This is a genomic window from Kribbella sp. NPDC050820 (assembly GCF_040653975.1).
Taxonomy (GTDB): domain Bacteria; phylum Actinomycetota; class Actinomycetes; order Propionibacteriales; family Kribbellaceae; genus Kribbella.
On record NZ_JBFAHB010000031.1, the window covers coordinates 47,393 to 66,370 of the forward strand.

General features: G+C 68.5%; 16 protein-coding genes. 12 read left to right on the plus strand and 4 right to left on the minus strand.

Features of this window, described 5'->3' with window-relative positions:
- Positions 1-202 precede the first annotated feature (202 nt).
- Both AB0H36_RS25050 and AB0H36_RS25055 read left to right on the plus strand, forming a co-directional pair.
- Entirely contained in the window at positions 203-2,563 is a 2,361-nt protein-coding gene (locus AB0H36_RS25050; protein ID WP_360527929.1) for a DUF4328 domain-containing protein, read from the plus strand.
- Positions 2,564-2,576: 13 nt separating this feature from the next.
- Complete coding sequence (locus tag AB0H36_RS25055) at positions 2,577-3,365, plus strand: TIM barrel protein (protein ID WP_360527932.1); 789 nt, start codon at positions 2,577-2,579, stop codon at positions 3,363-3,365.
- Here AB0H36_RS25055 and AB0H36_RS25060 read toward each other — a convergent pair.
- The gene (locus AB0H36_RS25060; RefSeq protein ID WP_360527935.1) at positions 3,346-3,897 is read right to left on the minus strand and encodes a TetR family transcriptional regulator; all 552 of its coding nucleotides are present in this window, start codon (positions 3,895-3,897) and stop codon (positions 3,346-3,348) included. The two genes, AB0H36_RS25055 and AB0H36_RS25060, sit on opposite strands and share 20 nt — an antisense overlap.
- Before the next feature lie 93 nt (positions 3,898-3,990).
- Between AB0H36_RS25060 and AB0H36_RS25065 the strand changes: the two genes are divergently transcribed.
- Complete coding sequence (locus AB0H36_RS25065) at positions 3,991-5,133, plus strand: NAD(P)/FAD-dependent oxidoreductase (protein WP_360527938.1); 1,143 nt, start codon at positions 3,991-3,993, stop codon at positions 5,131-5,133.
- A 44-nt stretch (positions 5,134-5,177) separates the two neighbouring features.
- Here AB0H36_RS25065 and AB0H36_RS25070 read toward each other — a convergent pair whose 3' ends face one another.
- The gene (locus AB0H36_RS25070; protein ID WP_360527941.1) at positions 5,178-6,179 is read right to left on the minus strand and encodes a LacI family DNA-binding transcriptional regulator; all 1,002 of its coding nucleotides are present in this window, start codon (positions 6,177-6,179) and stop codon (positions 5,178-5,180) included.
- A 37-nt stretch (positions 6,180-6,216) separates the two neighbouring features.
- Positions 6,217-6,594, minus strand: coding sequence for a VOC family protein (locus AB0H36_RS25075; RefSeq protein ID WP_360527944.1), 378 nt, complete (start codon positions 6,592-6,594; stop codon positions 6,217-6,219).
- A 259-nt stretch (positions 6,595-6,853) separates the two neighbouring features.
- Between AB0H36_RS25075 and AB0H36_RS25080 the strand changes: the two genes are divergently transcribed.
- From AB0H36_RS25080 to AB0H36_RS25120, 9 genes are all read left to right on the plus strand, one after another.
- Positions 6,854-8,347: an alpha-N-arabinofuranosidase gene (locus tag AB0H36_RS25080; RefSeq protein ID WP_360527947.1), complete on the plus strand. Its 1,494-nt coding sequence runs from the start codon at positions 6,854-6,856 to the stop codon at positions 8,345-8,347.
- 25 nt (positions 8,348-8,372) lie between these two features.
- Positions 8,373-9,704 carry an extracellular solute-binding protein gene (locus tag AB0H36_RS25085; protein ID WP_360527950.1) on the plus strand — a complete coding sequence of 444 codons (1,332 nt, stop codon included), beginning with the start codon at positions 8,373-8,375 and terminating at the stop codon, positions 9,702-9,704.
- Between the two features lie 3 nt (positions 9,705-9,707).
- Positions 9,708-10,649 carry a sugar ABC transporter permease gene (locus AB0H36_RS25090; protein WP_360527953.1) on the plus strand — a complete coding sequence of 314 codons (942 nt, stop codon included), beginning with the start codon at positions 9,708-9,710 and terminating at the stop codon, positions 10,647-10,649.
- Complete coding sequence (locus AB0H36_RS25095; protein WP_360527955.1) at positions 10,646-11,473, plus strand: carbohydrate ABC transporter permease; 828 nt, start codon at positions 10,646-10,648, stop codon at positions 11,471-11,473. The genes AB0H36_RS25090 and AB0H36_RS25095 overlap by 4 nt, the downstream gene beginning before the upstream one ends.
- A 26-nt stretch (positions 11,474-11,499) precedes the next feature.
- Entirely contained in the window at positions 11,500-13,710 is a 2,211-nt protein-coding gene (locus AB0H36_RS25100) for a family 43 glycosylhydrolase (RefSeq protein ID WP_360527958.1), read from the plus strand.
- A 1-nt stretch (position 13,711) separates the two neighbouring features.
- Positions 13,712-14,710, plus strand: coding sequence for a glycoside hydrolase family 43 protein (locus AB0H36_RS25105; protein ID WP_360527961.1), 999 nt, complete (start codon positions 13,712-13,714; stop codon positions 14,708-14,710).
- Between the two features lie 585 nt (positions 14,711-15,295).
- Entirely contained in the window at positions 15,296-15,670 is a 375-nt protein-coding gene (locus AB0H36_RS25110; protein ID WP_360527964.1) for a helix-turn-helix domain-containing protein, read from the plus strand.
- Positions 15,671-15,924: 254 nt separating this feature from the next.
- Complete coding sequence (locus AB0H36_RS25115; protein WP_360528071.1) at positions 15,925-16,656, plus strand: hypothetical protein; 732 nt, start codon at positions 15,925-15,927, stop codon at positions 16,654-16,656.
- A 216-nt stretch (positions 16,657-16,872) separates the two neighbouring features.
- Positions 16,873-17,589 (plus strand): hypothetical protein, encoded by a 717-nt coding sequence (locus AB0H36_RS25120; protein WP_360527967.1) that lies wholly within the window; start codon positions 16,873-16,875, stop codon positions 17,587-17,589.
- Here AB0H36_RS25120 and AB0H36_RS25125 read toward each other — a convergent pair.
- Positions 17,576-18,943, minus strand: a complete 1,368-nt coding sequence (locus AB0H36_RS25125) for a PLP-dependent aminotransferase family protein (RefSeq protein ID WP_360527970.1) — start codon at positions 18,941-18,943, stop codon at positions 17,576-17,578. The genes AB0H36_RS25120 and AB0H36_RS25125 overlap by 14 nt on opposite strands.
- Positions 18,944-18,978 lie beyond the last annotated feature (35 nt).

Genomic DNA, 18,978 nt, shown 5'->3' on the forward strand with positions numbered 1-18,978 from the left:
ACCAAACCGTCACGCACTGTCCGATCCGTCGTTACAAGTGGTGATGGGCGGACGAAAAGAACACGTTAAGTCGACACCCTCCGTGCTGGACCCGGCTCCACACGGGTACTTACTTCGTGGTATCAATGTGGCTCGGTCATGCGGGGGCAGGATTTGGCCGAAACGCCGAACAGACGGAGTTCCAGCAACGCGAGGGACGAACGTGAGCCACCCGCAGCCAGCAGTACTGTCTGCTGTCCAGAACCATGAAGAAGATTGGCAGCCGCACGCAGCTGAAGAGTTCCAGCAGGTCGGGACGGTCGGAAAGATCGCCATCGGACTCCTGGGCGCGTCGACCCTCACCCATCTGCTCTCCACCTGGTCGGACTGGAACACGTATTCCGTCGTCAACCGCTACCTGGGCGGGATGCCGAACGTCGACGACGCGGACCTGAACCGCGCCGACGCGATCGCCAAGGTCACCGCGGTGCCCAACGTGGTCATCTCGGTCGCCGCCGCAGTCGTCTTCGTCATCTGGCTCTGGCGGGCCCGGGTCAACTCCGAGGTGTTCTGCCAGGCCGACCATCGCCGCAGCCATGGCTGGGTGCTCGCCAGCTGGTTCTGTCCCGGACCCAATCTCTGGTACCCCAAGCAGATCGTCGACGACGTCTGGTTGGCCAGCGATCCGAAGACCCCTGTGTACACCGACGACCTGCGCCGGTTCAGGACTCCCGCCCTCACGTCCGTGTGGTGGGTGACCTGGATCGGCGCACTCGCGTTCGACGTGGTGGTCCGCCGCTTCCTGATGTGGATGGAGGCGACCGTCGGGTCGCTGCGCGGCATCGCCCTGGCCGGTACGGCGTCCCTCGTGCTGACCGCGGTCTCCGCGATCGCCGCGACGATGGTGATCCGCAAGATCAACGCGATGCAGACCAGCCGCGAGTGGGTCCCGTGGTGGGACCAGCGCGAGCCGAAGCTGACCGCCGTACCGACGTACGCGAACGACGACACCGACGAGCAGCCTGCGATCCACGAGCCGATCGCCAACAGCCCGGCCCGCGCTACGGCGCCCGCACTGCGGCTCGAGCGGCAGCCGGAGCTGCAGATGGCCGGCGGCGGTCCCGCTCCGGCCCCGGCTGCCAGCCCGTTCGCCCCCGCTCCTGCCCCCGCCGCCGGTTTCCCGGGCGACGGTGCGGCGGCCGGTGGCTTCTCCGGTGGTGGCAACCCGTTCGGTGGTGCGCCCGCGGCGCCCGCGGCCTTCGGTGGTGACGCGCCGGTCGAGGAGGCGCCGAAGTGGAGCCCGTTCGCGCCGGTCGTGCAGAGCTGGCAGGACGACGACAAGGACGACGCCGGTCCCGCGACCGAGCAGTTCGACGCTGTCACCGCGTGGCAGGAAGAGAAGAAGCCCGAAGAGACCAGCTACGAGCGGACCAGCTGGAGCGACTACCTCAGCAACACCGAGGACCCGCTGTCGACGTCGGCGTCGAGCAGCAGTTGGCTGAACGAGGCGCCGCCGCTGACCGTGGTCGAGCCGGAGCCGTACTCCTACCAGCCCCCGGCCGCGGAGTACCAGCAACCGGCCGCCGACTACCAGCAGCCAGCCGCGCAGTATCAGCAGCCGGTCGCGGAGTACCAGCAGCCAGCCGCCGAATACCAGCCGCAGCCGCAGGCCGAGTACCAGCCGCAGGAGCAGTTCCAGCCCGAGTACCAGCCGCAGCCCGAGGCGCCGTCCTGGGCGAGCAACTACTCCGAGACCTACTCGTACGAGTCGACCTCCGACTACCTGACGTCGACCTCCCCCGTGGAGGCCGACCCCACCCCCGCGCCCGAGCCTGAGCCCGCGCCTGTTGCGCGCGCCGGCCGCCGGGCCGCTCGGGTCGCGGTGGACAGCCCGTCGGCGATCCAGCCCGCTGCCTCGCGCTCGCACGAGGTGGCGCCGGCGCAGAGCCACGAGGTCTACGGACCGTCGTCGCACAGCTCGTCGCCGGTGTCGGCGTCCTCCGGCTACTACGAGCCGGCTCCGGTCGTCACGCCCCAGCAGGACGACTTCCTGACGCCGTCCAAGCCGCTGCCGACCGTCCCGTCGTACGGTCCGGAGCCGTCGTACACCCCCGCTTCGGACGACAGCCACTACAGCTCGTACGACGACCAGTCCGCGAGCTACCAGTCGTCGTTCGAGTCCGGTTCGGACTACGCGTCGTACGGTCAGTCGGACTACTCGAACGGCAACAGCTACGAGTCCACCGACTACGGCTACTCGTCCTCGTCTGCCAGCGACTACTCCAGCGGCAACGGCTACGAGTCGGCGTCGTACGACTCCTACAGCCCGACGTCGTACAGCGGGTCGGAGTACAGCAACGTCCAGCCGTCGTACGACAGCTACAACCAGAGCTACGCGTCGGAGTCGTCGTACAGCTCGACGGACTACAACGGCAGCTACTACTCGCAGCCCGAGCAGCAGCAGCCGGAGTACCAGCAGCAGTCGCCGTACTCGTACGAGCAGCCGCAGGCCCCGGAGCACCAGGAGCAGGCCGACCAGACCAGCACCACTCCGCGCACCCACCCGCGCCGCCGCTGGGTCTGATCGAATAGGCCGTATGACTTTCGCCTTCTCCACGCTCGGCTGCCCCGGAGCGTCTCTCGACCATGTCCTGGAACTTGCCAAAAGCAACGACATTTCCGGCCTGGAACTGCGGGCCGCGGACGAGGAGTTCACGAACACCGGCCTGACCGCGGCCGAGCGGCGTGAGCTGCGGACCCGGATCGAGGACGCCGGCCTGGAGATCCTCGCGGTCAGCAGCTACGTCAAGCTCTGCGCGGTCGAGGAGCAGCCGCTCGAGGCGCACCTCGAGCTCGCCGCCGACCTCGGCGCCCGCGGCGTCCGGGTCTTCCCCGGCGACCCTGATCCGAGCGCTGCCGCGGGTACGGCGGACTCGCCGAGCGCCGGCGAGATCCGCGCCCTCGACCGGGTCACGAGCGCACCGCGAGACAGCCAGATCCTGCTGGAGACCCACGACTCGCACTCGGCCGGCCGCAAGATGGCCGGGCTGCTCACGCTGCTCGACTCCGATGTCCCCGGCCACAACACCAAGGTCATCTGGGACAGCGCCCACACCTGGAGCCACGGCGAGACCCCGGCGGAGTCGTTCGAGCTGCTGAAGCCGTGGCTGGAGTTCGTCCAGATCAAGGAGTCGGACTCGCAGCAGAAGTACCGCCCGGTCGCGATCGGCACCGGCGACTTCCCGATCCAGGACCTGCTCGGCGCCCTCGACGGCCAGGACTACCCACTGTCCCTCGAGTGGGAGCTCAAGTGGCACCCCCACCTCCCGCCCCTGGAGGAAGCTCTCCCCGCCACGCAGCGCTGGATCAGCCCAGCGGGGCAGTGAGGTAGCGAGTCAGAGTCGGGCCGAGAACGGCCGCCAGTTGGTCATGCGTCAGTGCGGTGACCGGGCCGAGCTCGAGGATGTAGCGGCAGAGGGCGAGGCCGAGGGTCTGGGTGGCGATCAGCCCGGCACGGACTGCGGGCTGGTCGACCTTCAACTCGCGCAGAGTGGGGGCGAGTTGCGCGGCGAACAGCTCCCGCATCCGCTCGGCCGCTGACTCGTTCGTGACCGCTGCCCGCAGCAACGCGCGGAGCGTGTCGTCGCCCTCCCAGCGGGTCAGGAAGTGCCGGATCAGCGCCTCCCCCAGCTCGTCTCGCGGTACGCCGCCGAGGTCGGGCAACCGCAGGTCGAACTCGGCCGCCGCGGCGAACAGCTTCTCCTTGTTGCCGTAGTACCGCATCACCATCGCCGGGTCGATCGCCGCGTCGGCCGCGATCGCCCGGATCGTGGCCCGCTCGTACCCGTCCGCACCGAACCGCTCCCGCGCCGCCGCGAGGATCGCCGCCCGGGTCCGGTCCGACTTCCGTTCCGCCATGCCTCCAGCATATGCCAACACTTGTTGACTTTTCCGGCGACCGTCCCTAGAGTAAAAGTCAACAGGCGTTGATAAATACGGAAAGGGGCAACGATGACTCCGAAGAGTGTCGAGGTCGTAGTGGTGGGCGGGGGCCCGGTCGGGCTCGCGGTGGCAACCGAGCTGCGGTTGCGCGGACATTCCGTGGTGGTTGTCGACAAGCAGGCCGAGGGCTCGAACACCTCGCGCGCCTCGGTGATCCACGCCCGGACCCTGGAGATGCTCGAGCGGATCGGCGTCACCAAGCGCCTGATCGAGCTCGGCCTCGAACTGCAGGACTTCGCGATCCGCGACGGCGACCGCCGCCTGGTCCCGGTCAGCTTCCGCGATCTGCCCACGGACTACCCGTTCACACTGATGATCCCGCAGTGGCAGACCGAGCAGATCCTGCTCGAGCGCCTCGAAGAGCTCGGTGGGACCGTCCTTCGCCCGTACTCCGCCACCGGCCTGACGCAGTCCGCGGACGGCGCCGAGGTGACGCTGGACAACGGCGACGTGATCCAGGCGCAGTACGTCGTCGCCGCCGACGGCATGCACAGCACGATCCGCGAGCTGGCCGGGCTGCAGATGCCGGGCAACACCCTGCAGCTGAACTTCAGCCTGGTGGATGTCCGGGCCGACGGACTGCCGGCCGAGGAGGTCTCGCTGTCCTTCGCGACTGCTGGCTTGCTGGTGATCGCGCCGCTGCCGGACGGATCGTTCCGGCTGGTCGCGTCGGTGGACAAGGCGCCGGAGCACCCGGACCTCGCCTACGCCCAGCAGTTGCTGTCTGCTCGCGGACCGCGGAAGACCGCGCCGGTGGTGACCGAGGTGATCTGGGGCTCGCGGTTCCGGATCCACGAGCGGGTGGCGGAGAACTACCGCGCCGGGCGCGTGCTGCTGGCCGGCGACGCCGCGCACACTCACAGCCCGGCCGGCGGCCAGGGCATGAACCTCGGCCTCCGCGACGCGATCGCCCTTGCTGAAGCGCTGTCCACAGCCCTCGGTCAAGGCGATGAGTCGGAGCTCGACACCTACGCTGCGACCAGTCGCACCGAGGCTCTCCGCGTCGTCGGGCTGGCGCATCGACTGACCCGGCTGGCCAACGTTCCGCGACCGGTCCGCCCGCTGCGCAACGCCGTACTCGGGCTCGTCGGCCGGCTGAACAAGACGCAGAACGGCCTGGCCAAGCAGCTGGCCGGAATCCCCGACCGCTGATCGCAAAGGTCGTCCCTCGCTGAACCGCCGAGAGTCGCGGTCTTCTAGCCGGCGGTCGACTCTCGGATCTCCAATGTGTACGGCACGCTGAGGTCGCGACGTGCGGCCTCGGCATTGCCGGCGATGCGCTCCAGGAGCAGGCCGACCGCGTTCTCCGCCAGCCACTCCTTGTCCGGCGAGATCGTGGTCAGTGACGGCGAGTGGTAGCGGCCGTCCTCGATGTCGTCGAACCCGACGACGGCGACATCGTCCGGCACCTTCAACCCAGCGTCGGCCAACGTGCGCAGGGCTCCGAGCGCGAGCAGGTCGTTGAAGCAGAACACGGCATCCGGCGGCTCGGGCAGCGCCAGCAGTTCGCGCATCGACGCCGCGCCGTCCGGCCGGTGGTACCCGGTCCCGGCCAGCTCCAGCGCCGGATCGTGCGGCAGCCCGGCGGCCTTCAACGCCTTCCGATAGCCCTTCCGCCGTACGGCGCCGGTGCCGGCGCCCCCGCCGACGCCGATGGCCGCGATCCGGCGCCGGCCGATCGACACCAGGTGCGTGGTCGCGTCGAAGGACGCCTGGACCGAGTCGACCGCGACGTGGTCGAAGGAGCCGCCGGTCGGCCGTTCGCCCAGCAGGACCAGGGGTTTCGCGGTTCCCGCCGTACCGATCTTGGCCGGAGCGGTGGTGATCGGGGAGAAGATGATGCCGTCGATCAGCTGCCCGCGCATGCCGTCCAGGACCAGCTTCTCGGCCCCGGACTCGCCCTCGGTCTGGTCGATCAGCACGGTGATCCCGCGCTTCTTCGCGGCCCGGCTGATCGCGGCGCCGAGCTCCGCGAAGTACGGCGAGGCCATCTCCGGGATCGCCAGCGCGATGAAGTCCGACCGGCCCTTGCGCAGCGAACGGGCGCTCACGTTCGGCTTGTAGTCCAGCGCCGCGATCGCGGCCTCGACCTTCGCCCGGGTCTGCGAGGTGATGTGCGGATAGTCGTTGATGACGTTCGACACCGTCTTCACCGACACCCCGGCGCGGGCCGCCACATCACTCAGCCTGGTCGTCATCCGTACCTCCGTCTCACCCGGCTGTCACCCGGCCCGCTCACGTGGTCGACGAGCCCGAGTGTGCCACGGCCGGGACGAAACAGAACTCGTTGCCTTCCGGATCGGACAGCACGGTCCAGTGCGGCAGCTCCCGGACGACCGCCGCGCCGGCCTTGAGCAGCGACCGCAGGTCGTCGTCCGCACCGGTGACGTCGAGGTGGATCCGGCCGGCCGGCTTGAGCTCGTCGGCCGGCGTGATCCAGACGTGGAAGCCCTCCCGCGCGCCGAGCAGGACGGACTCGTCGTCCTCCAGCGAGTGCGAGGACAGCGACTTGACGTCGTCCGGATGGATGGGCAGGCCGGTGGCCAGGCTCCAGAACGGCGCGAGCAGGTACGGATCACGGCAGTGGATCACGACTGACTGGATTCTCGGCATGTCACTCAGTGTGCGGGGTCAAGGGCCCTGTCTGGCAATCCCCTGCCTACTGCGCGGCACTCGGCACGGCACCTCGGCGCACTGGAGCAAAGACCACGATGAAACCACATCGAGGCCTTCACTCCAGCACGCCGAGCCACCGCACCGAGCACCTGCTCGCTACGGCAGGGGATCACCAGACAGCGCCCAACCCTTTACAGCAGATGTCAATCGTTGTAGAAATCCGTGTTAATCGTTGTAAAGATCGCTGGGAGGCTTCGTGGCACGGCTTGTGGTGGATCCGGCGTTCGTCGTCGGGGCGCTCGACCGGCGGCTGTTCGGCTCGTTCGTCGAGCACATGGGACGCTGCGTCTACACCGGGATCTACGAGCCCGGGCACCCGTCCGCGGACGCCGACGGGTTCCGCCAGGACGTGCTGGAGCTGGTCCGCGAGCTCGGCGTCAGCACCATCCGCTACCCCGGCGGCAACTTCGTCTCCAACTACGACTGGGAGGACGGCGTCGGCCCGAAGGACCAGCGGCCGCGCCGGCTGGACCTGGCCTGGCGGGCGATCGAGCCGAACCAGTTCGGCACCGACGAGTTCGTCGCCTGGTCCCGCAAGGCCGGCGTCGACCCGATCTGGGCGGTGAACCTCGGCACCCGCGGGATCAAGGAGGCCGTCGAGCTGCTCGAGTACTGCAATCTCCCGGCCGGCACCGAGCTGCCCGACCGCCGGGTGGCCAACGGCAGCCCCGAGCCGCACGACATCCGGGTCTGGTGCCTGGGCAACGAGATGGACGGCCCCTGGCAGATCGGCCACAAGACCGCCGAGGAGTACGCCCGGCTCGCCGAGGAGACCGCGAACGCGATGCGCCGCGTCGACCCCGGGCTCGAGCTCGTCGCCTGCGGGTCCAGCAACGCCGGGATGCCGACCTTCGGCGAGTGGGAGCGGGTCGTCCTCGAGCGCACCTACGACCTCGTCGACCACATCAGCCTGCACGCCTACTACGAGCCTCGCGACGGTGATCAGGCCAGCTTCCTGGCCGCTGCCGAGGAGATGGACCGGATGATCACCTCGATCATCGCGACCGCCGACCACGTCAAGGCGCTCCGGCGCAGCGACAAGGAGATCACCCTGTCGTTCGACGAGTGGAACGTCTGGTACCAGCAGCACTTCCCGGGTGAGCTCGGTCTCGGCATCCGCGAGGTGAGCCCGCTGATCGAGGACACCTACACCGTCGACGACGCGGTGGTGGTCGGCAGCCTGCTGATCACCCTGCTCCGGCACGCCGACCGGGTGAAGATCGCTTGCCTGGCGCAACTGGTGAACGTGATCGGCCCGATTCGCACCGAGCCCGGCGGCCCGGCCTGGCGGCAGACCATCTTCCACCCGTTCGCGCTGACCGCGAAGTACGCCGGCCCGACCGTCCTGCAGACCGTGGTCACCGACGGCCCGGACGTGGACACCGCCGCCTTCGGCCGGGTCCCGGCGCTGTGGAGCACAGCGACGTACGACGAGAACACCCGGGAACTCACGGTGTTCGTGGTGAACCGGAGTGAGACCGACAAGGTCGACCTCGACATCCCGCTACCGCCTGGGTACCGGGTGGTCGAGCACCTGGCTCTGTACGACGACGATCGCGCCGCGGTGAACACCGCGGACGATCCGGACCGGGTGGTGCCCCGGGCCGTCGACGGCACCCAAGTCGTCGACGGCAACTGCACCGCCACGTTGCCCCCTGCCTCGTGGCACCTACTGCGTCTGTCCCAGTGATGGGGCTCTTCCCTGGAGGAACACCATGAACACGATCAGCCGGCGACTCGTCCTCAGTGGTCTCGGCGTGGCCGGAGCGGCCGGCATCCTGGCCGGCTGCGGCGAGGGCTCGGCCGGCAAGCCGGGTGGCGCGGGCCAGGCCACCGGTGACGGCGGCTCGAAGGGTTACGACGGCCCGACCGTCGAGCTCGACTTCTGGAACGGCTTCACCGGCGGTGACGGCCCGTTCATGCGCAAGCTGGTCGACCAGTTCAACAGCGAGCACAGCAACATCAAGGTCAAGATGACCGTGATGCAGTGGGCCGACTACTACACCAAGCTGCCCACCGCGGTGAGCAGCGGCCGTGGTCCGGCGGTCGCGATCATGCACGTGGACTCGCTGGCCACCAACGCGGCCCGGAACGTGATCGAGCCGCTCGACGACGTCGCCAAGGCGCTGAACCTGCAGCAGTCCGACTTCGCCGACGTGGTCTGGAAGGCCGGCGAGTTCAACGGCAAGCGGTACGGCATTCCGCTCGACGTCCACCCGCTCGGCTTCTTCTACAACAAGACCCTCCTGCAGACGGCCGGCCTCGACCCGGAGAAGCCGCCGACGAACGCGGACGAGTACGCCGCCGCGCTCGACGCGCTGAAGGGCAAGGGCATCCAGGGCCACTGGGCCACGCCGTTCCCGTTCACCGGCGTCCTCACCGTGCAGGCGCTGCTGTGGCAGTTCGGCGGCAACCTGTTCAACGACGACTCGTCGAAGGCGGTCTGGCACGAGGAGCCCGGCGTCAAGGGCCTCAGCTGGTTCGTCGACCTGGTGAAGAACGGGCACAGCCCGAAGAACGTCGCCCAGGACGCCGACAACATCGCGGTGATGAACGGCAAGAACGCCTTCGTCTGGAACGGCATCTGGAACATCAACACGTTCAAGGAGAAGAAGGGTCTGGAGTGGGGTGTGGCCGCGCTGCCCACCATCGGCGACAACAAGGCCGCCTGGGCCGGGTCGCACCAGTTCGTGCTGCCCAAGCTGAAGACGGCGGACGAGAACAAGTCCACCGCGGCGCGGGTGTTCGTCAACTACATCAGCCAGAAGTCGCTGGAGTGGGCCAAGGGCGGCCAGGTGCCGGCCCGCAAGCAGGTGCGTGAGTCGGCCGAGTTCAAGGCGCTGCCGGAGCAGGCGACGCTGGCCACCCAGATCGACGACCTGCACTTCCCGCCTCCGGTGCCGGGCATCGGTGACGCGCTGAACGAGATGAACAAGGCGGTCAACGAGGCGGTCCTGCTGAAGGCCGAGCCGGCCAAGGCGCTGAGCGACGCGGCGGCCCGCGCGGACAAGATCCTCGAGGCGAACCGCAAGAAGTACGGCGCGTAAGCCATGGTCGCCCAGGCAGAGGCGGGTGCGATCGGCAAGCGTCGCACCCGCGCCTCCTCCTCGGTGCGTGGGTACGGGCGGGCCACGCCGTACCTGTTCCTCGCGCCCTACCTGTTGCTGTTCCTGCTGTTCGTGGTCGGGCCGGCGCTGTTCGGCTTCTGGATGAGCCTGCACGACTGGGACTTCCAGCTGCCGGGGAAGCCGTTCGTCGGGCTGCAGAACTACAAGGACCTGTTCGACCCGCTGACGGCGACCGCCGAGCCGTTCTGGCACGGCATGCGGGCCACGGGCATCTTCACGGTCGCCTCGGTGCCGTTCCTGGTGGCGGTGCCGCTCGGCCTGGCCGTGCTGCTGAACCGGAAGTTCCCGGGCCGGACGTTCTTCCGGGCCGTGTACTTCGCGCCGTACGTGCTCGGCGTCGCGGTCATCGGCCTGATGTTCCGGTACATCCTGGACACCAACTTCGGCATCCTGAACGCGTTCCTCGAGCTGTTCGGGCTGCCCGAGATCGGCTGGACCAACGACCAGCCGTGGGCCTGGATCTCGCTCGTCCTGGTGACGGTGTGGTGGACGGCCGGGTTCAACTCGATCATCTACCTGGCGGGGCTGCAGGACATCCCGGCCGAGCAGTACGAGGCAGCCGCGCTGGACGGGGCAGGACGTTGGCAGCAGTTCGTGCACGTCACGTTGCCGGGACTGCGTCCGGTCACGGTGTTCATCGTCACGATCACCCTGCTGGCGAGCGCGAACATGTTCGGCCAGGCGCTGCTGATCACGCAGGGCGGGCCGGGTGACACCACCACGACCGCGCTGATGGTCATCACCGACATCGGCTTCAGCCAGTTCCGGATGGGACAGGCAGCCGCGATGAGCTACGTGCTCGCCGCCGCACTGGCGGTCGTCTCGCTGATCGCCTTCGCGTTGATGAGGGAGCGGAAGTCATGAAGCGCCGACCGTCGCCAGCGTTCTGGGTGCTGGTGATCCTGCTGACCCTGCTGGTGATCCTCCCGCTGCTGTGGATGGTGGTCACCTCGTTCAAGACCGTCGGCGAGTCGCAGTCCGACCCGCCGTCGCTGATCCCGCAGGACCCGACCGGCCGGGCGTACGGCGAGATCCTCACCACCGGCGGGCAGAACCCGGTGCTGCGCTGGGCGCTGAACAGCTTCGCCGCCGCGACGTTGCACGCCGTACTCGTCGTGGTGGTCGCGTCGATGGCCGGCTACGCGCTGGCCCGGATGAGCTTCCGGTTCAAGAACGCGATCTTCAGCGTGATCCTGCTGACGCTGTTCGTGCCCGGCTTCGTGTTCCTGATGCCGAACTACCTGCTGATGGACCAGTTCGCCTGGCTGGACACGCTCTGGGCGCTGGTCGTCCCGGGCGCGGCCGGCGCCTTCGGGGTGTTCTTCATGCGGCAGTTCTTCCTGGCCATCCCGAGGGAACTCGAGGAGGTCGCGCTGATCGACGGAGCGGGCGCCTGGACGATCTTCACCCGGATCATCCTGCCGAACGCCAAGCCCGCCCTGGCCACGCTGACCGTGCTGTCGTTCCTGTCGAACTGGAACGACTTCGTCTGGCCGCTGTTCGTGCTGTTCAGCCCGGAGCGGCTCACCCTGCCGGCCGGTCTGTCCCTGCTGCAGGGGGCCTACACCACCGACTACCCGGTGATCATGGCCGGCGCGACCGTGGCCGCCGTACCCGTCCTGATCCTCTACGTGTTCGTCCAGCGGTACGTGATCGAAGGTGTCGCCCGTAGCGGCATCAAAGGTTGATATCAGTCCTGAGAGGGGACCCGCCTGTGCCTCCCAAGAGACGTCTGCTGGCCGCGGCGCTTGCCGTGGCCGCAGTGGCAGCCGGTACGTCGGCTGCCACTGCAGCGCCGGCTCCGACCACGACCAACGCCATCTCGTCGAGCTTCGCCGACACGTTCGCCGACCCGGCGATCATCCAGGGCCGCGACGGCTACTGGTACGCGTACGCCACCTCCGACCCGTTGGTCTCCGGTGGCCCGTTCGGCCTGATGCACATGGCCCGGACCAAGGCCTTCAGCTCCTGGGAGTACCTCGGGACGGTCTTCAACGAGCAGACCAAGCCCGCCTGGGCCGCGCCGGGCTCGTTCTTCTGGGCGCCGGACATCCGGTACTTCGACGGCCGGTACGTCATGTACTTCACCGTCACCGACACCGCGGCCAACCCCGGCGGCGATCCCGCGATCGGCGTGGCCACCGCCCCGACCCCGGCGGGACCGTGGACTGCCACCGACGGCCCGGTCGTCACCCCCAAGCCGGACGGCAACGGCGGCTACTTCGGCACCATCGACCCGGCGCTGCTGACGGCCGCCGACGGCAAGCGGTACCTGTACTACGGCGGGTTCTATGGCGGCATCTCCGTCACCGAGCTGACGCCGGACGGCCTGCAGGCGGTCGGCTCACCTACTCAGGTGACGATCGGAGACCGCTACGAGGGTGCGTACGCCGTCTACCGCGACGGCTGGTACTACCTGATGGGCTCGTCGATGAACTGCTGCGCCGGCCCGACCACCGGCTACTCGGTGTTCGCCGGTCGCTCCCGCTCACCCCGCGGTCCCTTCGTGGACGCCGACGGCGCCGCCATGACGGACTCGCGAGTCGGCGGTACGACGGTCATCACGCAGAACGGCAACAAGTGGATCGGCCCTGGCCACCACGCGTTCATGACGGATGCGGCCGGGCAGGACCACATCGTGTACCACGCGATCGACCGCGCGACGCCGTGGCTGACCGACCCGTTCGGGATCAACCGGCGGCCGATGCTGATCGACCGGATCGACTGGATCGACGGCTGGCCGCGGACCCGTGCCGGTCTCGGTCCGTCCGACGGGCCGGTGCCGGCGCCGACGACCGGATCCGGGCTCGGGATCGACGCCGCGGACCCGGCTGGTGGGCTCATCGGGGCGGTTCGTTCACCTGGTGACGCGCTGGGCGGGCCGACTGCTTCGATTTCCGGAGCGGCTCGGACTCGGCAGTCGGCTCCGGCTGGGTCGCTGCGGGTCGAGGCCGACGTGCGGTTGGGGAACTCGTTCACCACGGTCCTCGGCGGCGGCCAGGTGGTCGCGTCGGTGACCGGGTCCAGGATCACGCTGGTGGCTGGTCGCCGTACCGCGTCTGCTGCGTTGCCTGCGGACTTCGATCGGTCGGACTGGAACAAGCTGAGTGTGCAGGTGACGGGTTCGTCCGTGACCGCGCGGCTCAACGACGCGGGGCTGGGTGACGTTTACGCCGAGGCTTCCCTGCCTGGTTTGTCGGTCAAGTCGGCGCCGGTGGCGTGGCTTGGGTCGGCCGAGGTGGACAACCTGACGGTGCGGCCGGTGGCGCCTCCGGTCCGGCGGCTGGCCGCCGTACCGCAGACCGGGACGTTGCTGTCGGGTGATGAGTTCGACGGCGCGCTCGGATCGGACTGGTCGTGGGTGCGGCAGGACGACAAGGCGGTTGTTGCTGACGGCAAGCTGTCGTGGCCGTTGCAGAACGCCGACCTGGTCGGTGGCGGGAACACCGCCGGGCTGCTCTTCCACAGCACGCCGTCGACCACGAGCTGGATCGCGGAGACCAAGCTGAACCTCGATCTGGGTGAGGGCGACATCCGCAACTACCAGCAGGCCGGGATGATCGCGTACCTGAACGACAGCGACTTCGCGCGACTCGGCAACGTCGCGATCTGGCGGACTCGGCAGACCGAGTTCGGTCGTGAGTTGGTGGCACGGCCGTCCGACGGGGCGACGTCGTACGGTGCGGCCGCGATCGGGCGGTCGGAGCCGACGCTGTGGATGCGGCTCGCGTACCACGAGAACGCTGCAGGTGAGCACGTCTACCGGGCGGCGACGTCGGTGGACGGGAAGCAGTGGACCTGGGGTGCGGCGTGGGTGCTGCCGGCCAAGGCTCAGCTGGGGCTGTACGCGCACGGTGAGTTCACCGGTGCAGCGGTTCCGCCGGTGGCGACGTTCGAGTACCTGCGGTTCTACGAGAGCAGGTGAGATGAGGCGTCGGCTGGGGTTGCTGCTGCTGTTGCTGGTATTGGCCGGCTGCAGCGACTCCGGCGCGGCGCCCTCGTCCACGGAAGGAGCGACGACGGTGGGTTTCACGAACCCGGTGTACGACCAGAACTTTGCCGATCCACAGGTGATTGCCGTAGACAACGGTTATGTCGCCTTCGCGACCAACGGCACGCTCGGCAACGTGCAGACGTTGAAGTCGGCGGACCTGGTGTCGTGGGAACAGGTCGGGGACTCGCTGCCGTCGCTGCCGGAGTGGACGACACCCGGCAAGGTGTGGGCTCCGGAGGTCGCCGTACATGCTGCTGATCGGTATGTCATGTACTACACGACGTCCGACGACGCGTCCGGCCGGCAGTGCATCGGGGTCGCGGTGGCTTCCGCGGCGACAGGTCCATATATCGACAAATCGTCCAAGCCGTTGATCTGTCAGGTGGCCGAGGGTGGGTCGATCGACGCGTCGCCGTTCGAGGACTCGTCGGGTAAGCGCTGGCTGTATTGGAAGAACGACGGGAACGCGATCGGAGTCGACACCTGGATCTACGTGTCCGAGCTCTCCCCCGACGGGCTCACGTTGGCCGGTCCGACCCGTCGGCTGATCAAGCAGGATCTTGCGTGGGAGGGCGATCTGGTCGAGGCGCCGTACATGGTGGAACGGGGTGGCAAGTTCCACCTCTTCTACTCGGCCAACGCCTACGACAAGTCGACGTACGCCGTGGGTCACGCCGTCTGCACGACCCCCACCGGCCCGTGCAAGAAGTCCGGGGACCCCGTCCTGGTGAGCTCCGAAGACGCCGCCGGCCCTGGCCACAACATGGTCCTCACCAAGGACAACCGCGACTGGTTCATCTACCACGCCTGGGACCCCGCCGCCGTAGGCATCGACCCACCCGGCCGAACCATGTGGCTCTCCGAACTCACCTGGACCGAAGACACCCCCGTCGTACAACCCCCACTCAAATCCAACCCCACACGCCCGTAAGCACCCACGCCCGCGACGCGCTTCGCTCCTACGTCGCTCACTTGCGCAGGCTCCCACCCACCCTCCTCCACGCGTGCTATCGCCCGCTTCAATCACGCGTGCTATCGCCCGCTTCGCGTGCGCGTGCTATCGGCCGCTTCGCGTGCGCGTGCTATCGCCCGCGTACGACCACCCCGTGGCGTCGCACCAGCCACTCACCCGAACAACCGTGGAGACCGGGGTAGCTCGCTGGCCAATGCGGTCCGAAGGTAACGGTTGTAGCAGAGTGGTTGTCCACTTGCGGGACTGTGGATATGGTTTTGAGGTCATATGACTCTGGTGTCATAATTGATCGATGCAGATCGGCTGGCCGCGCTCAAGCATCTTCAGGAGCTCAAGGAGCCGCCCACACGGGACACGGAGACCGCGACGCTTCGCTGGGTTCGGCAGTCGAAGCGGTACCCGTTGTGGAGGACCTCGCATCCGTACCGTCGCGCTGTTCGCGGGTGACAAGGCAAGGATCGGTGACGTCTTCTACAACTCCGTCGGCCTACGCGCTGACGGTCTCATCGATCAGTGGAAGCGAGAAGCGATGAGGGGGCGCGCATGAGCAGGAAGAAGTCGGAGCAGGCGAGGTTTGTGCGGGGCAATGCGCGGGTCGACCGGTTGCTGGCTCGGCCGGAGGTTGCGGCTGGAGTTGCGGAGGTCGAGGCCGAGGCGCGGGAGATGGATCGGGTCTACGCCGAGAATCTCGCGATGATCCGCAGGGCCGGCGATCTGACGCAGGTGGAGGTCGCGGAGCGGCTAGGTGTCGGCCAAGCGGTCGTTTCGCGGCTCGAGCGTCGCAACGACATGTTGCTGTCGACTCTGGCGGACTACCTGCACGCGACCGGCGCGGAGAACCCCCGAATCGTTGCAATCCTCAACGGCATGGAGGTCGAGCTCGACCTCGATCAGTTCCGAGAGCCCCGCTCGGCGTAACTCCCCTGGCCTCCACCCTTGCCGTCCTCCCGGTCTTGGGCGCTGAATGGGGTGGGGAGATAGGGGGCTGGGTGATGTTTGGGCGGGGATTGGTTTGTGGTGGGGTTGCGGTGGTTTTGGCGGCGGTGGGGATCGTGCCGCCGGGGAATGCGGTGGAAGAGCGGGCCTCGGCGGCATGCACGATTGACGTGGGGTCGGTTACTGCGGCTGGGGGGCATGCTTACCACCGGGTGACGGCTGGGGCGCCGCCGACGATGGTGGCGGTGGGCAACCGGACGGCGGGGGCGGTCTATGGACCGGGGCAGGTGCGGCTCAGTACGACATTCCTCAACGAGCGGGACATCTTCAGCTTCACTGCCGTCGTCGGGTGGGTGGTCCAGGGGGACACGTTGTATCGCAGCGGCTACGGGCTCGACAACGTCGGGCAGTTGACGGACCCGCCGTTCCTGATGCGGATCGGTGGGGGCTGGACGAACTACAAGTTCGTCGAGGAGGCGGAGTATGACGAGGTGGAGCATGCGCCGCCGATTCGGACCTACGAGTACGGGTTGCGGAACGACGGGTTGTTGATGCGGTGGCTGAACACCAATGACGTCTGGCGGCGATCGCTCGGTGGGGTCGGGTTCGAGGCCGTGAAGACGATGGCGTTGATCAGCAAGACGCGGACGCACGACACGTTCCTGGCGACCACCCGCGGTGGTGGGCTCTACACCATCCGGATCAATGTGGTTCCGTCGTTCGAGGTGAAGAAGGTCCGGGCCTCGACCTGGCAGGTGTTCGAGACGCTTCTCGCGGCGAAGTGCGGGCTGTCCGGGACGCTGTTGCTCGGCATCGACAAGGACACGCAGTCGGGTTACCTGTACGCCGTTGGCCACGCGAATGGAGCGGCGACGGTGATCAGGTCGCTCGGGAAGGTTCAGGGTACGTTCGGCGATCCGGTCTACTTCCGGTGGCGGCTCGCGTTCGACCCGTTGAACGGGGGATAACTTCTGCGGCCTCGGGCGCATCAAGGTTTGTGGGAGGTGGCCATGGTGCGTCGGTGGGTTTTGTGCGGGCTGGCTGGGGTGGTGGCCGGCATCGTGTTGGCGCCTGTGGGCGCGGTCGCGGAGGGTACGGCCGGGGCCTGCAGTGTGCGGGTGGGGGCGGTGAATGGGCGCGGGGTGCATGTCAGCACGGGCGTGCAGGCTGGTACGCCGCCAGGGGTGACGGACAGTCGGCTGACGTGGGACGTGTTCGCGCCGGGGACGGTTCGGCTGAGTAGCACCACGGTCAGGGAGCCCAACGTGGCCGGGGCCGATGTGCACGGGTGGGTGGTGCAGGGGGACGCGTTGTCTCGGGTTGCCTACACGACCGACGAGTCCGGGCAGTTGGTGAGCACGGTCAGGTTCAGTCGGGTCGGTGGCGGGTGGACGAGCTTCACCGCGCTGGAAGTGGCGCAGACTGCGCAGCGGGCGACGGCGTACGGGTTGCGTAGCGACGGTGTGCTGTTCCGGTGGAACGTCACGAGCAGCGGTTGGCGTAGCGCCGGCTCGGCTGCCGGGTTCGGGTCGGTCAAGGCGATGGCGCTGATCAGCAAGACGCGGACCTATGACACGTTCCTGGTGAACACCCGAGGCGGTGCGCTCTACACCGTCCGCATCCCGACGGCTTTGCCGATGAAGCCGGTCGTCAAGCAGGTGCGCAGCCGGACCTGGCAGGGCTTCGAGGCGCTGGTCGCCAGCAAGTGCGGTCAGTACGGGACGCTGCTCCTCGCCATCGACAGGCACACCAAGCAGGGCTACCTGTACGCCGTCGGTCACGCCAACGGGACCGCAACGGTGATCAACTCGATCGGCAAGGTCGGCTACGAGGCCTTCCCGGAGGCGGTCCACTTCCGCTGGGGCGTCGTACCCGCGCTCGATCCGCTCAACGGCGACTGAGGACGCCGGTGAGGATGTCCAGCGCCTTGTGCAGGTTCTCGGTGGTCGGCGTGGCGTAGCCGATGACGAGGCCGGGCGGGCCGGGAGTCGTACGGCGGTACTCGCTCAGCGGCGCGATCACCACACCGGCCTCGCGTGCGGCGATGGCCACCTCGCGGTCGTCGACGTGCTCCGGTAGCAACAGCGTGATGTGCAGACCGGCGTCCTGGCCGATCACCTGGCCGTACGGGGCAAGGACCGTGCACGTGTGGGTACGGCGGTCCGAGTACAGCCGGCGTGATCGGCGGACCGCCTGGTCCAGGTAGCCGTCGCGAAGCATGGTGAGCAGCGCGGCCTGCATCGGCCAGCCGGGCCAGTCGCCGGACTCGGCGCGGAAGGTCGCGAGCCGGTCGACCATCGTGTCGGACGCGACCAGCCAGCCGAGGCGCAGGGACGGGCTCAGCGTCTTCGAGAGCGTGCCGAGGTGGACCACGCGGTCCAGGTCGAGCTGGGCGAGCGCGGGCAGCGGCGCAACGTCGTACCGGAACTCGCTGTCGTAGTCGTCCTCGATCAGCATCGCCCCGGTCCGGCGCGCCCACCGGATCAGTTCGTTGCGCCGGGCAACGGGGAGCCGGCCGCCGAGCGGGTACTGGTGCGACGGCGTCACGTACGCGGCCGGCACGTCGTCGGTCAGCGCGGACACCTGCAGACCGTCCTCGTCCACCGGTACGTCGACGACCTCGAGCCGATGGTCCCGGGCGGCGATCACGGCGTTCAGGTAGCCGGGGTCCTCGATCGCGATCCGGTCGCCGGGCTGCCGGGTGACCGTGAGGAGCAGCCGGAGGCCGTGGACGGTGCCGTTGGTGATCAGCAGGTTCTCCGGGCCGCAGGCGATCCCGCGGACCCGGCGTACGTGCTCTGCCAGCGCCTCCCGGAGCGCGGGCTGCCCGGCGGCGTCGTCGTACCCGGGTGGTGGGGACTGCGTCGACACCTCACGCCAGGCGCGGCGCCAGCCGGGATCCGGAGTCGGGCCGATGTACGGGATGCCGGGCCGGAGCGTCAGCAAAGGCTCGGCGGGATCAGGCCGGGCCGCGGCGCGTCTTCGTACGGCGGGCTGCAACGGCGCGACGTCCGTCACGAAGGTGCCGGCGCCGGTGCGGCCCTCGATCCAGCCTTCGGCGTGCAACTGGTCGTACGCCGCCTGGGCCACGGACCGGGACACGGACAGGTCCTTGGCCAGGTCCCGCGTGGACGGCAGCCGGTGACCGGCCGCGAGCCGACCGTCCCGGATCGCGGCGCGGAGCTGCTCGGCCAGCTGCAGGTGGAGTGGCAGCCGGTCGGCGCGATCGAGGATCAGCGGCAGCGAGCTCTGCACGAATGGACTACCCAATTCGGTCGGGAATGGACCGT